Here is a 20,211-nt window from a genome sequence, read left to right on the forward strand (position 1 = left end):
GATGTCCTCATCCTCTTACAAGACCGAGGCGTTCGCCGGCATATATCTTCTCTCTTAGAGGCTGCCACCAATGTTGGTTTGACAGGTACCAATGGACCGTCTTCGCAAGTCCGCTCTCAAATGTTTCTTGGGCCCGCCAACCCAACTCATTTTCGAGTTTCGAGGCGTCGATAGCATAGCGGCGGTCGTGACCCGGCCGGTCCGGCACGAATTGGATGAGCTCGTGATGCGACCGATCAGTTGGACGCAGGAGGTCCATCCACGAGCACACCTGGCGCACCACATCGATGTTCTGGCGTTCATTTCTTCCGCCGATATTGTACGTCTCGCCCGGTCGTCCGCCCTTCAAAATGAGACCAAGCGCGCGCGCATGGTCTTCAACGTGGAGCCAATCGCGAACATTCGAGCCAGTCCCGTATACGGGAAGCGGCTGGCGATCCAGGGCATTGAGGATCATCAACGGGATGAGCTTTTCCGGGAAGTGATAAGGGCCGTAGTTGTTCGAGCAATTGGAAACGATCACCGGCAAGCCATACGTTCGATACCAGGCCTTCGCGAGATGATCTGATGCGGCCTTGGTCGCAGAGTAAGGAGAGCTTGGATCGTACGGCGTTGCTTCAGTGAATAGTCCGCGCTCTCCGAGCGAACCATAGACTTCATCAGTCGAGACGTGGACAAAGCGAAAGTCTGGCACGTTTTGAGATGAGAAGTGTCGCCGGGCAGCTTCGAGCAAGGCGAAGGTCCCGATCACATTGGTTTGCACGAAGACATCAGACCCTGAAATCGATCGATCAACGTGGCTCTCAGCGGCCAAATGAATCACGCCATCGGGGCGATATTTCGCAAACAGAGCGTCGACGGCCTCCTCGTCACAGATGTCCCGCTGCTCAAAATGATAGCGCGGATTGTTGGCAATCGGTGCCAATGACGCCAAGTTCCCCGCATAGGTGAGCTTGTCCACCACGACCACTTCGTGGCCGAGCTCTAAAACGAAATGACGGCAAACCGCCGACCCGATAAAGCCGGCGCCACCCGATACGAGAATGCGCATTCAATTGCTCAAGCTTCGGCAGCTGAAAGGCGGGATTACGCCAGCCCGTCTTGGCTGCCCTTGTCCTTTGACACCGGGAACCGCTCCACGGCATCCTGCAATCGACCTCGAAAACGGGATCATCTCGAGCGATGGCGCGATCGCACCGAAGTGATGAGTTCGTCGGTTAGCTTGCATATCCCGGCCGTCGGTATCGATTTACGTACCCATGCGGGAAGCTTTGAGGGAGCGCCAGTCCCATTTGAGATAGGCGGGTTCGTTATTGTCGCGCGCAGCGTTCGCCGCGGATCGGCTGCTCGGCCTATCGGCAACAGTTCGCCAGCCGGGTGAAGCGTGAAGTTTGCGCGGCCCAAGGTCTACACTATGTAGCCGTGTCTCAAACGCACCACGATCATGAACGGCGTGAGGTTAGCCGAGTACGCCCTTCGTGCTCTTGGCTATCATCTCGGTTGCCCCTCTGCCGTGTATCGTGTGGAACAGCGGTTCTGGCCGGTACGCTAGCGATGGTGGGCTGGCCAATATCACTGCAGCGCGCGTTCGCCTGGAATGGACTCGAAACAAGACCGCTCAATGCAAAAGGCGCTTGTTCATGGAAGGGCCCTGACTGTTGCGCGAGTGGGGCCGAGGCACGACGTGCCCGGGGCCTCACATGGAGACTGATGTTCAACGGACTATTTTTCCGAGCTAGTGGAGCCTACGCCCCTCGCGAGAGGAACCGCGGCAGGTAGATGCCATCCCAAATGGGACGCGCGGGGCGTTTATTCCACTGCTATGTGCCTCGCCGGGATTCCCAAACCAGCGTGTGGCCTCGCTGCGCCGATCAAGGACAATCCCGTTGAGCGATTGGCAGGAGCGGGGCAGCAGGAAGCGTCGACGTCCATGACCCGAGAATGACACCACCTGCGCGCTCTTGGAAAAGGGCCTCACGTTTGGTTGACATCGCGGGCTCGACAACAGGGTTGGCAAAGACAACGAAGGCCGTCAGCTCGTGGATTTGCCATCACGAAATCTCACTGGATCATCTTCCGCGCATCACCGACACAGAAAGAGCCTTTCTTTTCTGAGTTTCCTGCTTTTCTGAGTTTCCTGCTTGGGAAATCGTGCAACAGCTAGGTGGAAGTTGGCAGTGACAGAAATTGTAACCGCCTGTTTCGCGCTTCCTTCCAGAACACCGTCAACCAATTACGACATGGCGATCGATCCGCTTCATAAGCCTCAGCGCGACCGCGGTCGGCCGCAATGGGACACGGGTACTCAATATGCAGACAATGTCAGCTGTTCTACTTTGTTCTCGGCGATTTGTGACCGAGGCGTCGCTCGCCTGCACAATTTGGAGCGGCCCAGAGGTCGGCCGTGCGGACAGCCTGAGGCTGCGGAATGTGGACATCGTCGTGCTTGCGCTTGTGGCCGGACTACCCTGGTCGACGAGCCTAACCAGCATACTTGGAGTCGTACTCTTCTTTGGCATTTTGACAACGTTCCGTACCGAGCGGATGCTCGCAACTATCAGTCATCCCGCCGGCGCGCTGCCGCTCGCGCTCGTAATGCTAGCGGCGATAGGGGTAACCTGGGCAAGCGGAGTACCTTGGCCGGAGCGGCTCAGTGCTTTGGGAAAAATGACCAAGCTGCTGTTGCTCCCGCTCCTGTTGTTCCATTTCCAATCCAGTCGGCGCGCCAAATGGATGTTCGCAACCTTCGTAGGCTCAAACATGATTCTGCTGGTCTACTCGTTCGTTTCATCGGCAGTGCCGGAATTGGCGATTGTTCAAAGAATCGGTGGCCACGGCGTTCCCGTGAGAAATTACATTGACCAAAGCCAAGGGTTTTCGCTTGTTGCCGTGGCGTTGGCAGGCCTGGCATTCGAGGCTGCGTCTCAGCAGAAACATTATTGGGTTGCGGCGCTTGGAGCGGTCAGTCTCCTATTCTTTGCCAATCTTGCCTTCATCAATGTTGCCCGAACGGCGTTCTTCTATTTGCCGATAATGCTGGTCCTCCTGACAATACGTTACTCAAGCCCAAGAACTGCGTCGGTTGGGTTCATCGGAATCTGCATCTTATGCGGGGCGTTGTGGCAGACATCTCCCAATCTCCAACGAAAAGTCTCTGCCATTTTCGTAGAAATGGCTGCATTCCAGCCAGATGCCGAGATCGGAGAGAAAGAGCCTTCGGCAGCTGAAAGACTTGAATTTTGGCGCAAGTCGTTTCAGTTCATTGAAAGAGCACCGGTCCTAGGTCATGGGACTGGTTCGATCCGACGCCTTTTCGGGCAAGAATCGATTGGGCGAACTGGAATATCGGCCCTGGTTGTGAGCAATCCTCACAATCAGACGCTTGCTGCCGCGGTGCAATGGGGCAGCGTTGGAATCCTCCTTGTCTGGGCAATGTGGATAGCGCACGTACGGCTGTTCTGCAGCAGGGCCCTAGTCGCCTGGATCGGAATGCTTGCGACAGTGCAGAATATTGCAAGCTCTATTTTCAATTCGCACCTGATGGACGCGTATGAAGGCTGGCTTTACGTATTGGTGGTCGGGATTGCAGGCGGAGAACTGTTGCGGATTGAGAGTCGTAAGCCGGCCCCTTTGGATGCCGCCATCGCGCCTGGTTCGCGCAAATGTTGAGTAGGCAAGATCTATCCGCATCCGCGTCACGTCCAAGCATCTTTACGATTTCTGGAACGCTCCGGCGCGCACCCGGTTCATTTCAAGAATGCTTTGGCGGAACGCTCTTCAATGGCCATCGGTCAAGTGTGCTTAGCCCCTGCAGCTCCAGTTTACTCTGCAGGATGTCGCGCGCTCAGTATGCCCGGCTGCAATCAAGGCCCGCTGAATGCGATCCTTCAATTGGCCATGCTGATGCCCGTCAGCTTCTCAAAGGCTCACCGCTTCCAACGCCGTCTTGAGGGTCGATGGAGTTGGAATCGCTAAAAGGCCGAAAGTCGAGTTGAGACATCGGCCTGGCCGTCGCTCTTGAAAAGGCCAACTGCCCTGCATGCGACGGGCCAGCCCATGCCGGCTCTCAACCACTCCTCTCCTCTTCGGCCAGGTTTGCTTCAAACAGCTACCGCTCTTGGCCCCGGTTACCACTCATTGATCCAGATTCGCATTTCGCCTTCGCCACGGTTGGCCCAGCTGAACCACGGAATGAATGTCAACCGCTGCGGTTGCCGCTGTCCAGGCACCTCGTCGTAGTGATAAAGCGGTGCTTCCTCGGAGAGTGTATGCTGCAAACGGAACCCCTCGGCCTGCAGCAAAATCTTGCGGGCAAAGAGGCCCTTGCCTTCAACAAGCGAAAGCCGGCTGTCTGCATCCAGCCAAATATTGTGTAGCTCCGGCCCATTGTCGGCTTCTTCCAGACAGTAAACCAGAGGACCACGCTGAATAGCCACTTTGCCGGCCAAATGACGAAGTTGCGGATGACCGTACACGCGGCGCACTTTCATGGGCAGCAGCAATTCGACGCGATCGCCCCGCCGCCACGTGCGCTGAATGTGCAAATACCCTTTGCGCGACTCGCAATTGACCGGTTCGCCGTTCAGCCTGGCCTCTGGCGCGCCGCACCAATCCGGCAGACGCAGGGCGAGGGTATGGGTGATGGGCTGCTCGGATTCCACGGCGATCTCCACCTGGTCCTCCCAGGGATAGTTCCCGCTCATGCGCAGGCGCAGCGTATGCTCTCCGACCGGTAGCGCCACGCTGTTGCCAATGTAAAGATTGACATAGAGCGCGTCGGAGCGTGACGTATAGATGTAGTGACCGATTGATGTGAAAAGGCGCGCGATGTTCGGCGGACAGCAGGCGCACCCGAACCAGGGCTGGCGTACCGGTGTGACATGACTGAAGATGCGATTGGACCGCAGCGATTTGGGGTGAACTTCAAGCGGATTGACATAGAAGAAATGGCGTCCATCCAACGCAATGCTGCCCAGAACGGTGTTATAGAGCGCGCGCTCCATCACGTCGGCATAGCGACCGTCCGCCTCAATCTCCAGCATCCGGCGGGCGAACATCATCAGACCAATCGAGGCGCAGCTTTCCGAATACATGGTATCGTTCGGCAGATCGTAGTCGCTGCTGAATGCTTCGCTGGCGCTTTGCGAGCCGATACCGCCGGTAATATAGATCTGCCGCTGCACCATGTTTTGCCATAGCCGCAGGCAAGCTTGGCGTAGCCGCTCGTTCTGGTTCAAACGCGCCAGATGGGCAACCCCAGTCATGAGGTATACAAACCGAACCGCGTGACCTGTTGCAGTCCGCTGCTCCGAGACCGGCAGGTGCGCCTGGCTATAGGCTTTATCTTTGACCACCCAAGGCGTTACGTGTGATTTCCGGTGACCGGAACGCTTCTCATATTCTATGTCATAGAAGTGCGGCTCAATGCCGCGTTGCTCGACGAAATAATTCGCGAGGGTGAGATATCGGCGCTCCTGCGTCACTTCGTAGAGGCGCGTCAATGCAAGTTCGATTTCCGGATGGGCATCATAGCCATGTAACTGATAGCGCTCCGGGCCAAAAACCACGGCGATGTGGTCAGCTAGCCTGCAAACGACGTCCAGCAGGCGCCGTTTGCCGGTAGCACGAAAGAAAGCGACGCCCGCTTCAATCAAGTGGCCGGCGCAATAAAGCTCGTGGCATTCGCTGAGATTGCTCCAGCGCTCCCCAGGCGCCTTTACCGTGAAGTAAGTATTGAGATAACCATCGCCGCACTGGGCGGCCGCAATCAGGTCAATCAGGTCATCGGCGGTTTTCTCCAGTTCTGGATCGGGTGTTTGGCACAGGGACCAGGCGACCGCTTCCAGCCATTTCGCCACGTCACTGTCCTGAAAAACCGTGCCGTAGAACTCGCCCTTTGCTCGGTTGGCGGCGATCCGGTAGTTTTCTATCGCATGGCTCGGTGGGACTTCGGCAATACGATCGTTCAGCGCCTCCCACTCATGAGGAATCGTCACCTCCCTCACCAATTTCTGGTATTTTCCAATGAGCGGATCCGTGATCCGTAAGTCATGGAGATTTACTTCCGTAACCATCGGACCATTCATCTCGCTCTCCTTCGTGTTGGGTGCACGGGCCCATAGTTCACGAAAGCCCACGCCATATCTTATCGTCATGATTGCCGGGTGCGAATTGGCGGCCCCAGCACGTTCTGCATGCTGTGGTCAGCTCATGCGCCTTCCGCGTCGTCCAAATTCTGGCGTGACGAGAAATTGAAGCGTCCCGTCGGGCATGTCATCTGGGCGAACGCACCCTCTTCAAATAGAATGGGACGTTCTATGACGCTCGACGCGAACGACATTGTCGATCTTCCTACATCACGCTGACCAGCACGCTATCAAGACTGCAATTTCTGTGCCGGGAACAGGCGCAGATCGTTCGTCCGAAACTAACATGCCCTCGACCTGGTGCAGGTTCAACGCGGATTCTGCGCCCCACGCTCGGCCCAGAGGCTGCGTGGCGCCTTGCGATCTCCTTCGCGTGACAGCGCCAAAGCCGCCTCCGCCATGCACGATTGTTTCGCGAGCAAGCGTCGCGCCGCCCTCAGCCGTTGGGCCTACCGTCCGGTGATGACGCGATCAAAGAGTTGTCTTTTGCGTTCAGGGAGCCAGGACGCCGCCCTGTGGTGTGCCAGTGCACATGCGTCCACTGACCCAATCTTCCCTGTAGCCCACTTCGTGCTCATACTCCGGGCGCATTGCAGCCGCTTCGCGGAGTCGACGACGGGGTGCGCATGAGAAGTGTGGCGACCGCGTCACTCACCGGCCGAAAGGCTCGTCAGCCTCTCGACAGCTAGCCCATGTAGGCACCGTGATTCGGATTGACTTCGGACAGGAATGTTAGTGTGCCCCCAGTTAATTTCGTCCATCCAGATTCTTGGCAAGCGTGCGATGCCATGTTTCAAGAGCAAGAGGTGGAACGGGACAGGCCCGAAAGCTTCGAGCAGCACTTGCACGGGATGCGCCGAGCCGACGCTCTGGTTTCTGGAGGGGCTTCCCCTCAAGACCGATATTGGCCGCATCTATCTGACAAAGATCGTCGCTACATCGAGGGCGCGGCACAGGAGTTTGCACGCCGGGGGCTGCGACCGGGGACCGTTACTAATTATGCTCGAGCACTTCGTAGATTGGGGAATCATCTCGGGGAACAGGGCCAAACGATTCTTGGAGTCGAGCACGGTTTTTTGGTCGCTCACGCCGAAAAGGCTTTCCCGCGTGACCCGCAAATGGTTCTCGCGCTAAACGCCCTTCGGGCGTATCGCGATCCCGGTCCTCCAAATAAGAAACGTCCACGTGACGAAATCTCTGTGGAAGATGCGAGGCTGATCGACGAGGCGGTCCGGGCTGATGCTACTTGCCGGAATCTGAAACCAAGAACAAGCGAGGGTTACGCTGTGGCTCTTTGTCGCTTGGGAATGCATCTCAAGGAGCAGGGCCATACGATCGCTGGAGCCGATGGCGACTTCCTGGTCGCCCACGTTAAAAAGTGTTTCCCGCGTGACGCGGAAATGGGTACCGCGTTGCACGCGCTTCGGAAGTATCGCGACCCCGGTGCTCCAGTTAACCAGCGCCCAGTTATGGAAGTCTCTGAGGAAGACGCGCGTCTCATCGACAGCGCGATCCTGGCCGCTACTCTGCGCCGGGGATGGAAACCGAGCACCGTCGAAGTGTATGTTAGGAGCTTGCGCAAGCTCGCGGACTCTCTCGGGCCTCAGCAAACGATAACTGCAATCGATCACAACTCTCTAGTCGCTCACGTCAATAAGTCATTCCCGAATAGCTGGACGATGAAGACGGCGTTGGTAGCCCTTCGTGAGTATCGTGAGCCCCAAATTTTACCTGATCTCGGGCCCCGAGGTCGTCGCCCCTCCGGGGAAGGCGGGCATGTTACCGATGATGTGGCCCGTTCCAGCGGGCGCCCAACAGAGAACAGGGACTCGATCGATTCTCGGCTTCTAACCGCTCCACGGTCATCAGCCGACGATATCCTGGAGTTCCTGGGACAATGGGAGGACCCTCACGCGGCGCTCGGGGCATCCCCGGCGGAACAAGGGCAGGTCCCCGCGGGGGCGCAATTTGCCGATTACGATCAGGAGCAGCTTTGGCGGGATGTGGAGCAAGCCGGATCGCGGGCGACGGCCGGGTGGGACGGTTCTTGGTCGGGACCGTCGTTGCAATCGGATCAAACTGCCGGGTCGCAAACGGTCAGTTACGACCAGGATCAGCTTTGGTGCGAGGTGGACCAAGCCGGAGGGCGGCCACCTGCCGCGTTGGGCGCGCCCCCCTGGTCGGGGCTATCGTCGCAGTCGGATCAATCTGCGCGCTCCGAGGCAAGTTGGTCGCCACAGATACCGCCCAGCTTTGATTGGAGTCTATTTCCCGACGGGACGCCCGCTTGGTCGCCGTCCATCTGGCAGGACCTGCGAGATGATGCTCATGATGTGTCGGCGTTTCCGAGCACAACCTCCGATGCGTTGGAAGCGCCGTCCCCCGATCGCAGCGGGCGGGTGCTCGGCGCTAGGGAATGGCTGGGCGACCAGCATATCCTACGGGATTACGAACTGCTGATGCAGGACTTGCAGCAGAACGATCCGGACCTTGCCGCCCGGACGCGGCTCGTCGATCCCCTCATCGCACACTATCAACTGCGCCTGGGACTTGCGAGCGTGATGCTCGCCGCCTTCCAGCGCATCGCAAATGTGGATGGTAACGATACAGCCGACTTCCTGTTCATGCCAGTGAGCGACGCCAGTGCTTCGGATCCTGTTCGCCGCGGCACCCACTGGTCGCTGCTGCTCGTTGACCGTCGCGAGCGGGCAAGTCCAGTTGCCTATCACTACGACTCTCACCGGGGACAAAACGATAAGCTTGCAGCAATACTCGCACAACGGCTGCGTGCGCGTCCGGAGCCCGTCCGCATGACCCAGCAGCGGAACGACTATGATTGCGGCGTCTTCGTGGTGGATGGCACGCGGACGCTGGTTAGCCGATTGTCGGAAAGATGGCGGCCGGCCGAGCTGCACCTTGACAACCTCATCGTCGATCGGCTGGCACTGCGAAACCGACTGGCGGGTTGACGTCAGCCTCTACTGATAGAGCTGGGCTTGGAGCGGCTCTCGCCGAGACCTGGGCTCCCGGCACCGGTCCCTTGTCGCTGAGGCCATGGTCGGGCCGCAGCCGTCCACCGAAACTAATGCGTCACAACCGTCAGATTAGCCGGCCACGGTCAAAGCGCTCGCGATTGGGCCTGCCGGCCAAAGCTTGGCGCACCATCACGTGGCGGCAAGGAGCGAACGAAAAACTGAGCTCGCGCTTTGATGGCGTGCGGGTCCGTGCGGGCGTACCGTGACTATTGGCAAACCTCCCGATGATTGAAGCAATGATTGCTGCATCGAATGGTACGCATCCGACGACGGTCCGTGGGTAGGCCGTTTTGGAAGGTTGATCGCGCTTAAGCGGCGCGACCAGTCATGGAAACCGAGCTGCGAAACCCTGCTTGGCAAACCGAACTGAAGCGCTCATTCAGGATGTTCCAGTCGATCAGCGATGCCAACCGCACCAGCGGATGACCCATGTCGATGATCTGATCGAGCGCCGGAAGCAACAGGTCTTTCTGGCGATCATCCCGCGGCTTGCTCATCGCATTCCCCAATGTCGACGACGCCGTCAGGGAATCGCGAATCGCCCAAAGGAAAAATCCTAAAACGCAAGAAAGCGAGGTCCAACACCCCGCTTTCCTGCAAGATCGAATACTATATCAAGACCAACCCTGCTTATTTCTCAGGTCAATCCGCATTCTTCACCGACGACTCATCTGGCGCCGTCCCGTCCTCCCAAAGATCACGATTGCGACGGAGTCACGTGGAAGCGGACATCGTCAACCGTTTGCAATCAAGGAACGCTTCACAGTTCGATGTCGCGATCGCTGAGCACCTGGTGCATGACCTCACTTTTGATCTCGCGGGCGATTTCTTTAATGATCTCGGCTCCGAGCCCCCGCTCGGCATCGAGATCGCCTATGAGACCACGCTCGGCGAGCCCCTGGTTCAGGCGGGTTTGAAACTCCTCGCCCGACGCCTCGGCGAGCCGCGCCTGCATCTCGGCATGGTCTTCGGGGGCGATGCGCCTCATAACCGTCTCCCACGGTTGCCAGCTCGTTGCCAGATAGTCCGCAAAGCCCGTCGTCTCCTGGCTCCGCACAGAGGTCTCGGCGCTGGCAATGTCTTCCTCGTTGACGTGAGAGACATTCAAGAAGCGCATGTCCGGGGCGATGTGCCGGAGCTCCAGCGGCTCGCGCAGCTGCGTCTGGTAGGCAAGATAGACCTCGATCTCGTCGACCTCGGCGTCCGGGTCGGCAAGGCGGAGCGAATCGACCCTCTGGCGCGCGATCCTGTCCAGCGCTTCCAAACGGAACATGACACGGCCATTCTGGAGCAATTCGTCGAGCCGACCGTCATAGGCGCCTTCTTCGACGTCAGCGTTCACGCGTGCGGTCTGCATGCGGTTCCAGGTCAAAGTGATACGATCCTCACAGCTCATGCTCGCTTCGGAAGCCAGCTCGAAGAGCTGCTCGCGCAATGGCGGCCTTGCCATCCCCTGCCGCAGATCCTCGATCACCGCCTGCCGGAAGGCGTCATTGCTATAGTTCACAGTGCCCCGGAGCCTGTCGAGGAAACGTGCATAGTCCTGGGCACCCGGCTCCAGGGCGAAGCGTTGCCAGGCGGCTACCGCCGCCGGCTCGCCCTCCAGCCAGTCCGCGACAACCTCGTGCAGGGGCCGCGGCTCAACTTCCTCCGCGCCTTCGTCCATCGAGAGAAAGATCTGCGGGCCAGCATAGTCCCCGGCGTGCATGGCTGCCGACAGGTGGGTCACCACCGGCTCAGGCAGCGGATTATTTTCCAGATCAACGCTGGACTCGCGACCTAGGTGCGTCAGCAGGGTGTCGGGAACGCTGGTCAGCTGATTGTTGCGGGCGCCGAGCCAGAGGAGCTCGGCGGGGAACGTCTCGGGCAGGTTGGTCAGCCCGTTGTGGCCAGCGCTCAGCCATTCGAGCCCTGCGGGGAGGGGCTCGGGCAGATTGGTAAGCTGATTGTAGTCGACGTTCAGACGCTGGAGCCTGGCTGGTAAGTCGGGCAGACTGGTCAGCCGGTTGCCGCTGGCATCCAACTCGCGAAGCGTTGGCGGAAGGGCGGTCAGATGCGTTAGCCGGTTATTGTCGACCATCAGGCGCCGGAGCCGGGGTGGCAGGCCTGCGGGCAGGCTGGTCAGCCTGTTGCTGATGGCGTAGAGCCGCCGGAGATCGGTCGGAAGGGGGGCGGGCAAGGCGGTCAGGGACAAGGAGGATAGATCCAGACTCTCATGGACATCGCCCTGCGCCCGCCAATCACTCGTTCGACTAACCGCCTCTTGCCGGTTCTCGCCTTCTGCCTGCCTCTCTTCGGCAGGCCAACCCGCCAAGATCTGATCCTGGGACGAGCCGGGGTCGGCGGCAGATACCCGCGTATTCGTCAAGGCTTCGGCCCATCGCGCCGCGGCGGGAGACCCAGGTTCGGAGGTTTCGGAATCGGACGTTTCGATCTCGGAAGATTCCGAGGCGGCGCCGGCGCCAAGCTGCACCTGTTCTGTATTCATCGTGGCCGTCTCTTCGGTAGCCAAATCATAAGGGAATGCGCCGGAGCGGCGCTGTTCGAAGCTCGCGGCCGTCACCGCTGGTGATGATCACCACGACTGACGAAGCAGGCGAATAAAAGATCGGCTCCCGTCAAACACCGCCCAACACGTTTCTCCATTTTACCCACCGAGCAGTGCTGCCAGAGATAGCGCGTCCGCACCAAATCTCAGTTCTCCAATCGCATCAGATTGTTAAAGGGATCCATCATTACCGTCTGCCAGATCTGAGCAGATTAGGCCGGGCCTGTCAGTCCAGATCGAGACGTTCTCATGCTGAACGGTTTTGCTGTCGATAAGCTGACTAACCCCATAGCGATCCCAAACTGCACGAATGGAACTCTCGAAGATTTCGAAGCGAGCAGTGCGCTGAAGAAAAGCCGGCAACGGTCAATCAGAGCTTCGAGCTGACAGGTGCCGATGGCGGCGCGCCGGCAGCTTGTGCTCACGGTCGGCGAGCTTGGTGCGCTTTGGGGGACGCGGCCGGCGTCGTGCTGTTCGGCCCGCGCCTGCCAGACGGTGCGGACGAAAGAAGAAAAGCAAGGGCTGCACGTCTGAACGACAACTGCTCGACTTGATCGAGTCCACTCCGCCGCACGAGCGCGCCGGGCATGCGATGCGGCAGTGACGGTCGCCCGCTTGTCGTTCTTCAACGCGCAGAAGCTCATGTGCGAAAGAGCGCCGTGACTTCCGCTGCTGCACGGCCATAGTTGCCGACCTCCTCCACAAAATTGCGCCGATTGCTAGAGGTGAGCCGCTCCCCCCACGTTCCAGCGCACAACTTCCAGCAGACGCTCACTCTATCGGCGCCGTTTCACGAGGCGCAAGACATCAGCTCGCCGCTGCCGAATCAGCAATGCTGCAGCGAATTGCAGCATTGACGCATCCTTATCTGCGAATCGAGGTTCATAACGGGCAACGCCGAACGGACACGCAAGGCAAGAACTTCGCCGGGAGTGTGACGCCGGATGCCTGCGGCTTTGTGCATCGCTTTGTTTCGATTCTGATCCAATCAGTCTTTGGATCATGCCGAAAGCTATGCCGCTTGATTCAATGTTCGCCGGTCGGTCCAATCGAATCATGTTCGCCTGGCACACCCTCGACATCTTTCGACTCGGGCAATTGCTGGTGGACTTGGACAGGAGCTGATTGAGCGGAACGCGATACAGGTGCGGCATGGTAGCGTTTGGTCAGCGGCATCAGACCGGTCGCGAAGAGCAGACTCAAGATCGTTACGCCGAACACCCTGAAGGTCACCCAGGCATCCGTACTCTGGGTTCGCCAGATGACCTCGTTCAAGATCGTCATGCCTGCGAAAAACGCTGCCCAGAGGAGGGTGAGGATACGCCAGCCCTTCGGTGTCAGATTGAAAATGTGATCCAATAGCACCACAATGAAGGAGCGGCCAAACAGAAGTCCACCGCCGAGAACCGTCGAAAGCAGTGCGCTGACGACCGTTGCATCGAGCTTGATGAACGTCTCGTCATGCAACACCAGCGTCAGCGTACCGAATACCAGCACGCTGACGCAGGTGATCAGCGCTGTGATCGCCATGTAACCCTTCACCACGAGGGAGACGATCTCTGCCAGGACAGTCACCCCCATGAATGCGGCGGTAGCCGCGAACAGCTGAAATTTCGCGTTCACACCATAGAAGACGATCAGCGGACCGAGCTCGGTTAAGAAGAACATCTTACGCGGTGAGTCTTGTCCATTAACTGCGCTTGTCACCATTCCCAATCCATCTTGCGTACCCGTATAACGTTAAGACGTAGAATATGCAATTTAATGTTGCGTTGGCAGGTCCCGCTCTTCGCATGGCATGCTTGCATTAACCGCAGCCTCGGTCCGGCACGCTGCTTGCCTCGCTCAAGGCAGCGTCACCAAGTCGCCCGGTGATGTAGAGCCTGACTCGGTGCGTTCGGCGTCAAATTGTAGTCCCGAGCGAAGACCTGGAGCTTCCACCCAATCGATATGGAGACCTCATCAATCGTCCCGTAACATCGTGTCCAGTGTCGTCCGGAAACTTGGCAGGCGAGTCCATGTGCCTAAGGTCAAGGCCCGAGTAGCGTCTGTTGTGGCTGGTCGCCAGATGATGAAAATCGTCGATGTCGAGCGACAAAATTTTCTCGTCAGGCTGTGTGTTGGCGGACAGGTGGTGAGGAGCTACCTGCTGATCGTATTCCATTAGACTGGATGGAATTCCTGCTTGCCTGGCACGCTCCGAGTTTGAGCGAGCAACTCGAGCTTCTCGTTAATGCGTGGTGAGCGGTCACGGCTCGATGTGTCTTCATCGCCGGTCTCTCCAGATGATTTTAGCGAGCGCTGCAATTCAATACTGGATGGAGGCGGACTTGATCGCGCGGACTTAGGGTGAGCAGCAAACTCGGTTTCCTGAGTGGGTCCATAGTCCTGGCGGCGCGCGCGCCGTACGTTCAGTCGTGAAATGCAGCCGCCCATATGTAGACTCCTGTGACACGTATTATCCGACGGCGCCATGAATTTGGCCCCGAAGGCAGCCTTGGAAATCGTGACCTGAAAAGCGTGACTCGAAAATCGCGACTTGGAATCGTGATCCCTCTGTCTCAATCGCCGCTTTCATATCCGCCAACGGCAGATCCAGCAGATCATCCACCGTTGATTTTGGATCTGGCGGCTTTAGATCCGCCGGCGTGGAGGGGGCAATCGGACTGGTCTTTGTGCGCGAATGGACAAGATTGCCTCGAAGGGAAGGTTGCGCCTTGCCGAATCTGGCCGAGCGACTGCACGGATTGTTTCAGGGCCGTGGTGCTGCGAAACAAGCACGAATCGAGCTGGATCCGCACTCGCGGATGTGAAGAGTTGTTGAGCTGCATAGCGCTATATTTGGATGTGAGGACGGAGGACGTTTGAGGAGCCCGCGTCCAATCCGTCGGTTGGAAGGATGCCGAACTTTCGGTTGATGTCGAGCTTTGCGTAACTGTTCATTTCACAACACGCTCACTCAACTGCCTGCAATCCAAAGTTCCTGGCTCTCATGCTGGCAGGGTAACCTTGCGAGAAGCTTACAAGATCGGCAGGTCTCACAATGGATCAACGGCGACCACGTTCATTTTTTCGAGAAGAACCCGCATGATCTGGACGGCGTATTCTCAATCTCATCTCCAAACCCGCCTTGGGCATAACATTAGTTTGACGTGGCTTGTCGGAAGAATAGGAGCGTCAAGTCCTCATCGCCACTGACACATCATTGATGGAGCCGCGCGGAGTGGGCTCCACAGGTCGGTGCGTCCAGCTCTACGCGGCGATCGCCGAGCAATTCGGCAAGGTCCCCTTGAAAAGGCCGCTCCGGCGCGCTGTCCGCCGCAATCGGGCATCGCCGAGCTAGCCGCGTACTTGACTAAGGACTGTGCGAAAACATTGGAGCAGGCGGAGCTCGATCCCATTTTACCGCGGCTTGCGCTCCGAAGCTGAGGGCGGAGCCACGTTTTCGCCTGGCGAGAGCTACGAACAGATTTTAGTATGTAAGAAATTTGCAGATTTTTTCTTACAAAATGGCCGGTTTGTAAGAAATATGCAATATTTTTCTTACAGCTTGCTTCCTTGTGTAAGAGTTATGCTGTGTATTTCTTACAAGGAGTTCTCCATGGCCAGCATTGCGGACCGCATCTACGATCGAATGACTCAAGATTCCCAGTCCACCAAAGTGTGGACTGCACGCGACTTTGCGGACATCGGAACGCGATCGGCTATCGACGTCGCTCTTCACAGGCTTCAGAGCAATAAGCGGATACGTCGCATCGATCACGGTCTGTACGACGTTCCCCACACGAACCAACTCACGAAGAAGCTCTCGCCACCCGACTACAAGTCGGTGATCCAGGCTGTCGCACGGCGAGATGGCAGCAAGGTCCTAGTCGACGGAATAACCGCCGCCAACAACCTTGGCCTCACCAACGCGGTTCCCTCAAAAGTCGTCGTGTGGACGGACGCTCGGGTCAAACCGATCAAGCTCGACAGAATGATCATCGAGTTTAAGCAAGTTGCACCGAGCCGCCTCGTGTGGGCCAACCGACCTGCTGCCCAGGTCGTACAGGCTCTCATTTGGCTGCGAGACGTTCTTTCGTCAGATGGGGACAGGATCACAAAGCGTCTGAAGGCCATCTTGAACAAGGGTGATGCCGGAGACCGCATCCGGAAGGATCTGCAAGACAACCTTGGCGATCTGCCCGTCTGGTTAGTGCCCGTCGTCAAAGACCTCCTTAAGTCCGACACGATGGAGCCGGACACCGATCCTTCGCGGCGGTCCACGCATGCCCTGGGAATCCGCTCATGAACGACATGCCGAAAATCATCCAGGCAAGGACCGAGGACCGACGGGGGTTGTTCCAGCAGACCAGCCAACGTCTCGGATGCGCACCTGAGAACGTCGAAAAGGACTTCTGGGTCTGCTGGACCCTTGATGTGCTCTACAACAAAGCTCCTATCAAGCCGCGGCTCCTCTTCAAGGGTGGTACGTCCCTATCCAAGGCATTCGATCTGATACAGCGGTTCTCAGAGGACATCGACATAACCGTGTTCCGCACCGACCTACTGGGTGAGGACTTTCCCTCTGACGATGAATTGCGTGCGCTGGGGTCCAAGCAACGGAGCCGAAAGCTGGATGAGATCAAAAGGCGCTGCGGCGGCTTCATCAATGGCGATTTCAAGAGCGCCCTCACGAGCGTGGCCACCAGAGAACTCGAGGAATTGCAGTTCAAAATCGAGCCAGATCCAGACGATCCGGACGGCCAGTCACTGCTATTCCATTACCCGAGCGCGTTCAGAGATTCTAAGGACGGTTACATACGACGCGTCGTGAAGATCCGAATCGGGAGCGAAGTCGGCGCTCGATCCCCACGAAGCAAGGACCATCGCTCCTTATTCTGCAATAGACGCGGAGGGGCTAAATCTTGCAATCCAAAACGTGCTCACGATCAAGCCGCAACGGACATTTGGGACAAGATCATCATTCTTCACGGACAGCGGCACTGGTTTCAAAACAGAGATGAACTCTACAAGGACGGGCAGCGGCTCTCGCGTCACTATTACGACGTCTATCGGCTCCTCGCTTCAGAACATGGTATGAGTGCGATGGCCGACCTCGAGCTCGCGAAGAGCTGCGCTGATCTCGCTCGTCTTTATTTCGATCGCAAGCCTCTCGGCCTCGATCTGGCTACTCCCGGGACGTTCGGCATCGCGCCACCCGAGGGCATGCTCGGCCCCTTGAAGGAAGATTACGACAAGATGGCCGGCATGATCTTCGGAGAAATCCCACCGTTCGAAGACATCATCGAACGAATCGCAGAAGCGGAAGCGACCTTGAACACTCGACCTAAACCCGGAAACTAAGGCGCGATGAGATCAGGATGAATCATCATCGCGCTTTAGGTTGTTGTTTGCGCATGATCTTTCCGGAAAACCGCTTCGCACTTTTCCGGATCATGCTTTAGAACGTCGGACTCGGCCATCCTGCCGGATCGAACACCGGCCGCCGCCGCCGACGATCAGCACCGGCAAGCCGCGCTCTCCTAGCCAGAGCATGATTCGGACAAGTGTGAAGCGGCGTTCCCAGGCGACGCGCGCGGCGCGTTCGTGCGGAAATCATAATAGTCCGAAGTGCGAAGACCACTCCTCCCAATCTCATTTCGCTTTAGGCATGCCGATCGCGCTGACAGCCATGCGGGGGCGCAAGGTAAGCACGGCCCTGCGGATGCTCTGAATCGGCGCGAGCCTGCCGATCCTTTCAACGTCATGATCGCGGGAAGCGGTGTGCGGACTGGCTTTGTGGGTCCTAGCTTTGTGGGCGCGTCCGCCGATGGCGGCCCGGCTTTACTCGCTGCGCTCACCGAGCCTTGGGTCTCGGCCGCTTCGGGTAGCACTCGGGTCTCGGCCCCTTCGGGTAGCAATCCCTCGCGTAAGACGTCCTGAGCTCCTCGCCGGGGACACTCGGGAAAGGGGCCCGCCGGCATGACGAAGTATGCCGGCGTCGCTATCACTGCCCCTGTCCCGGGTGCCTTTTAACCGGTCTCCTCACGGCACTCGGTCCCGCGTGCCGCCTTCGACGTCGCTATGCTCACGCTCTTGCGGGTGCCATTTTCAATGAGGCGATGCGCCCCTGGCGCACGCCTGGCCCCAGGCGACAGTCACGTCATCGGCCACAGAATGACACATCGCGCTTTTGTGACTCTCTTGCTCGCGCTTGCAACTCCTTTCGTTTTCGAGGCGGAGGTCAGCGCAATTCCACGCATCGATGGCAAAGCCGATCCCAGGTAAAAATGCAGCTGGAGTGCTGAGGGCATCTTTCAGTTTTGACCAAGGACGATCCTATTGCTCGATCGATCCTTCGGTCGCGCCTCCCATTTGGTCTACATGATTGTTCGGCAGCACCCAAAGTCGATCCTGTGTGTGCGTCAGCGGGCCCGCTAACTCGTCAAAGGCCGTCTTCATATTGGCATAGGCTGCCTGCTTCAACTCGACATCGGCCGGATCCACCGCCGCATAGGCGACCGCCGCCTCGGAATAGTTCGGGTACAGGGGCATTTGACTCTCGTTGGTCCAGCCTAGACCGAGATATGGGAAGTGATCGGCCGGCAGGGTGACCCGGCTGTCGTCCAGCTTCGCAAGGTAGTCCGCCGCCCAATCGTGGATTGTATAGGCTTCAAGTTTGTCCATCATCGACCGCCAGCGCTTGATCCGCTCATCGCGCGGCATCTCTGCCGCCTTGGATATCGCGGCTGCGATGTCTTCCGGGCGGTTCGGATCTATGAGTAGTGCTTCATCCTCATTGAAACCTTCAGCCGCACCGGCAAACTTCGACAAAACCAGAACGCCGGGATCGTCCGGATCTTGTGCGGCAACATATTCTTTTGCCACCAGATTCATGCCGTCGGCCAATGGCGTCACAACACCAACGTCCGCGGCGCGGTAAAGACGGGCGAGTGCAGCCTGGCTGAAGGATTCGTTCTTGTAGTGGACCGGTTTCCAATTGTCCGTGCTATGCTCGGCATTGACTTGGTCGATCGCTTTCTCGACATCTTTGCTATACGCCTGATACGCTTCGATGTCGGCGCGTGAGGGGGGCGCGATCTGCAGGAGCGAGATGCTGCCCGGATTGGCCGTCAAGACGTGGTTGAAGGCTTCGACCCGCTTGTCGATACCCTTGGTATACTCGAGCCGGTCGACGCCGATCGCAAGCTTGGGGCCCCTGAGCTGCTCCAGCAAAGACGAGATTTTTGCTTCCTCCTCGGCAGGAAGCTCTGCAAGATGTTCTGTGAACTGCTTCGGATCGATACTGATTGGAAAATTCTGACATCGCGACTGGCCACGCTCCGTGAGCACTACGCCATCCTTGCTCTCCAGCCCGAGATGTGACTTCAGACAGGCGAGGAAATTGCTCACGTCCCGTTTTGTCTGAAAGCCGATCAGATCGTACTCCAGCATCGATTTCATCAGTTCACGATGATTGGGCACTCGTTCGATCATGTCAGGCGTCGGCCATGGCGTATGGAGGAAGAAGCCGGTCGGCCGGTCGACGCCGATTTTATGCAGATCAGCCGCGAGCGGAATTAAATGATAATCATGCACCCAGAATGCGTCCCGATCCCGCAAGTTAAACGCCACGTGCGCCATATGGTCGTTGATCGCGCGATAGCTTTCGTAGTCACCTTCCTCGCCCGAGATGCGGTCGGCGAGGGAGTGGAGCACCGGCCACAGCATCGAATTCGAAAAACCTCGGTAATAGCCACGATGGGGCCCTTTCGGCAGATCGAGCCTGGCCACGTGACCTTCGCCAATCTTCTCGAGTGACAGGGACCGGTCAATCTTATCGCTCTGCTTGTCCGACGAGCCCATCCAGATCGCGCCGGAACGTTCCACGACGGGCTCGAGGGCCGCGGCAAGCCCCCCGGTCTGGGCTTTAGTGGGGTCGAAGGGCGAAACGCGGTTCGAAATGACGACAAGCTTCATGTCTGATTGCTGGGCTGTCGCATTGCGGTTGACCTCGGACTGCACCGAGACACCAGGGCCGGCAGGACCTGTATCGCCTTGTGGCTCCCGTCCCGGTGGTGGCGCGCTCAGCTGCTGGTCGAAGACCGCCTGGTCTATCCGTTCATGTTGCTCAGTGGCGTATAATGTACTATCGGGAACCGACGCTGCTGCGTTGAGTGTGTCAGAAATTCGGTCCATTCCGTATCTCCGTTTTGATACAGCCTCGCAGTTTCTCACTTTGTCAGCTAGCAGGCATAGCTTTCTGGAATCTGACGAGTGTTAGGGCCACTGCCCCGCATCGTGTCCTTTCGCCACCTTCACGCTTCTTGCTCCACATGTTGATGCCGGTATCGCGCTGAAGCGCCTGCTACGAGAGCTGATCTCGTCGATCAGCTCCAAAATGAAAGCCGCCGCGCAATTCATGCGTCCGGTCGCGTGTCGATGTCGGTTCAATGCGGATGGTCTTGCGATGCTCGTCATGATCGCTCCCTGTGGGGTC

General features: G+C 58.1%; 8 protein-coding genes and 2 pseudogenes. 4 read left to right on the forward strand and 6 right to left on the reverse strand.

What is annotated here, in order from left to right:
* Window positions 1-7 precede the first annotated feature (7 nt).
* The gene (gene rfbB / locus YUU_RS0108140) at window positions 8-1,051 is read right to left on the reverse strand and encodes a dTDP-glucose 4,6-dehydratase (protein WP_027521957.1); all 1,044 of its coding nucleotides are present in this window, start codon (window positions 1,049-1,051) and stop codon (window positions 8-10) included.
* A gap of 1,379 nt (window positions 1,052-2,430) precedes the next feature.
* Between rfbB and YUU_RS50250 the strand changes: the two genes are divergently transcribed.
* On the forward strand, window positions 2,431-3,669 hold the full coding sequence (locus tag YUU_RS50250) for an O-antigen ligase (protein ID WP_198031713.1): 1,239 nt from the start codon (window positions 2,431-2,433) through the stop codon (window positions 3,667-3,669).
* A gap of 458 nt (window positions 3,670-4,127) precedes the next feature.
* On the opposite strand, the gene YUU_RS0108150 is transcribed toward YUU_RS50250, so the two are convergent.
* Entirely contained in the window at window positions 4,128-6,086 is a 1,959-nt protein-coding gene (locus YUU_RS0108150) for a glycoside hydrolase family 127 protein (RefSeq protein WP_027521958.1), read from the reverse strand.
* 2,393 nt (window positions 6,087-8,479) lie between these two features.
* On the opposite strand from YUU_RS0108150, the gene YUU_RS61045 reads away from it, so the two are divergent.
* Entirely contained in the window at window positions 8,480-9,115 is a 636-nt protein-coding gene (locus YUU_RS61045) for a Ulp1 family isopeptidase (RefSeq protein WP_245287967.1), read from the forward strand.
* A gap of 413 nt (window positions 9,116-9,528) precedes the next feature.
* Here YUU_RS61045 and YUU_RS50260 read toward each other — a convergent pair.
* From YUU_RS50260 to YUU_RS50265, 3 genes and pseudogenes are all read right to left on the reverse strand, one after another.
* Window positions 9,529-9,678 (reverse strand): annotated as a pseudogene (locus YUU_RS50260) (IS5/IS1182 family transposase); the annotation flags it as partial.
* 263 nt (window positions 9,679-9,941) lie between these two features.
* Window positions 9,942-11,669, reverse strand: a complete 1,728-nt coding sequence (locus YUU_RS0108175; protein WP_027521961.1) for an NEL-type E3 ubiquitin ligase domain-containing protein — start codon at window positions 11,667-11,669, stop codon at window positions 9,942-9,944.
* A gap of 1,179 nt (window positions 11,670-12,848) precedes the next feature.
* Window positions 12,849-13,420 (reverse strand): annotated as a pseudogene (locus YUU_RS50265) (inner membrane-spanning protein YciB); the annotation flags it as partial.
* Window positions 13,421-15,330: 1,910 nt separating this feature from the next.
* On the opposite strand from YUU_RS50265, the gene YUU_RS50270 reads away from it, so the two are divergent.
* The gene (locus tag YUU_RS50270) at window positions 15,331-16,020 is read left to right on the forward strand and encodes a DUF6088 family protein (protein ID WP_063621683.1); all 690 of its coding nucleotides are present in this window, start codon (window positions 15,331-15,333) and stop codon (window positions 16,018-16,020) included.
* Window positions 16,017-17,075 carry a nucleotidyl transferase AbiEii/AbiGii toxin family protein gene (locus YUU_RS50275; protein ID WP_084801353.1) on the forward strand — a complete coding sequence of 353 codons (1,059 nt, stop codon included), beginning with the start codon at window positions 16,017-16,019 and terminating at the stop codon, window positions 17,073-17,075. Before YUU_RS50270 ends, YUU_RS50275 begins: the two co-directional genes overlap by 4 nt.
* 975 nt (window positions 17,076-18,050) lie before the next feature.
* Here YUU_RS50275 and YUU_RS50280 read toward each other — a convergent pair.
* A complete protein-coding gene (locus tag YUU_RS50280) occupies window positions 18,051-19,910 on the reverse strand; it encodes a trehalose-6-phosphate synthase (protein WP_051389649.1) in 1,860 nt (619 codons plus the stop codon).
* Window positions 19,911-20,211: the final 301 nt, after the last annotated feature.

The organism is Bradyrhizobium sp. Ec3.3, from assembly GCF_000472925.1.
In the GTDB taxonomy this organism is placed as follows: domain Bacteria; phylum Pseudomonadota; class Alphaproteobacteria; order Rhizobiales; family Xanthobacteraceae; genus Bradyrhizobium.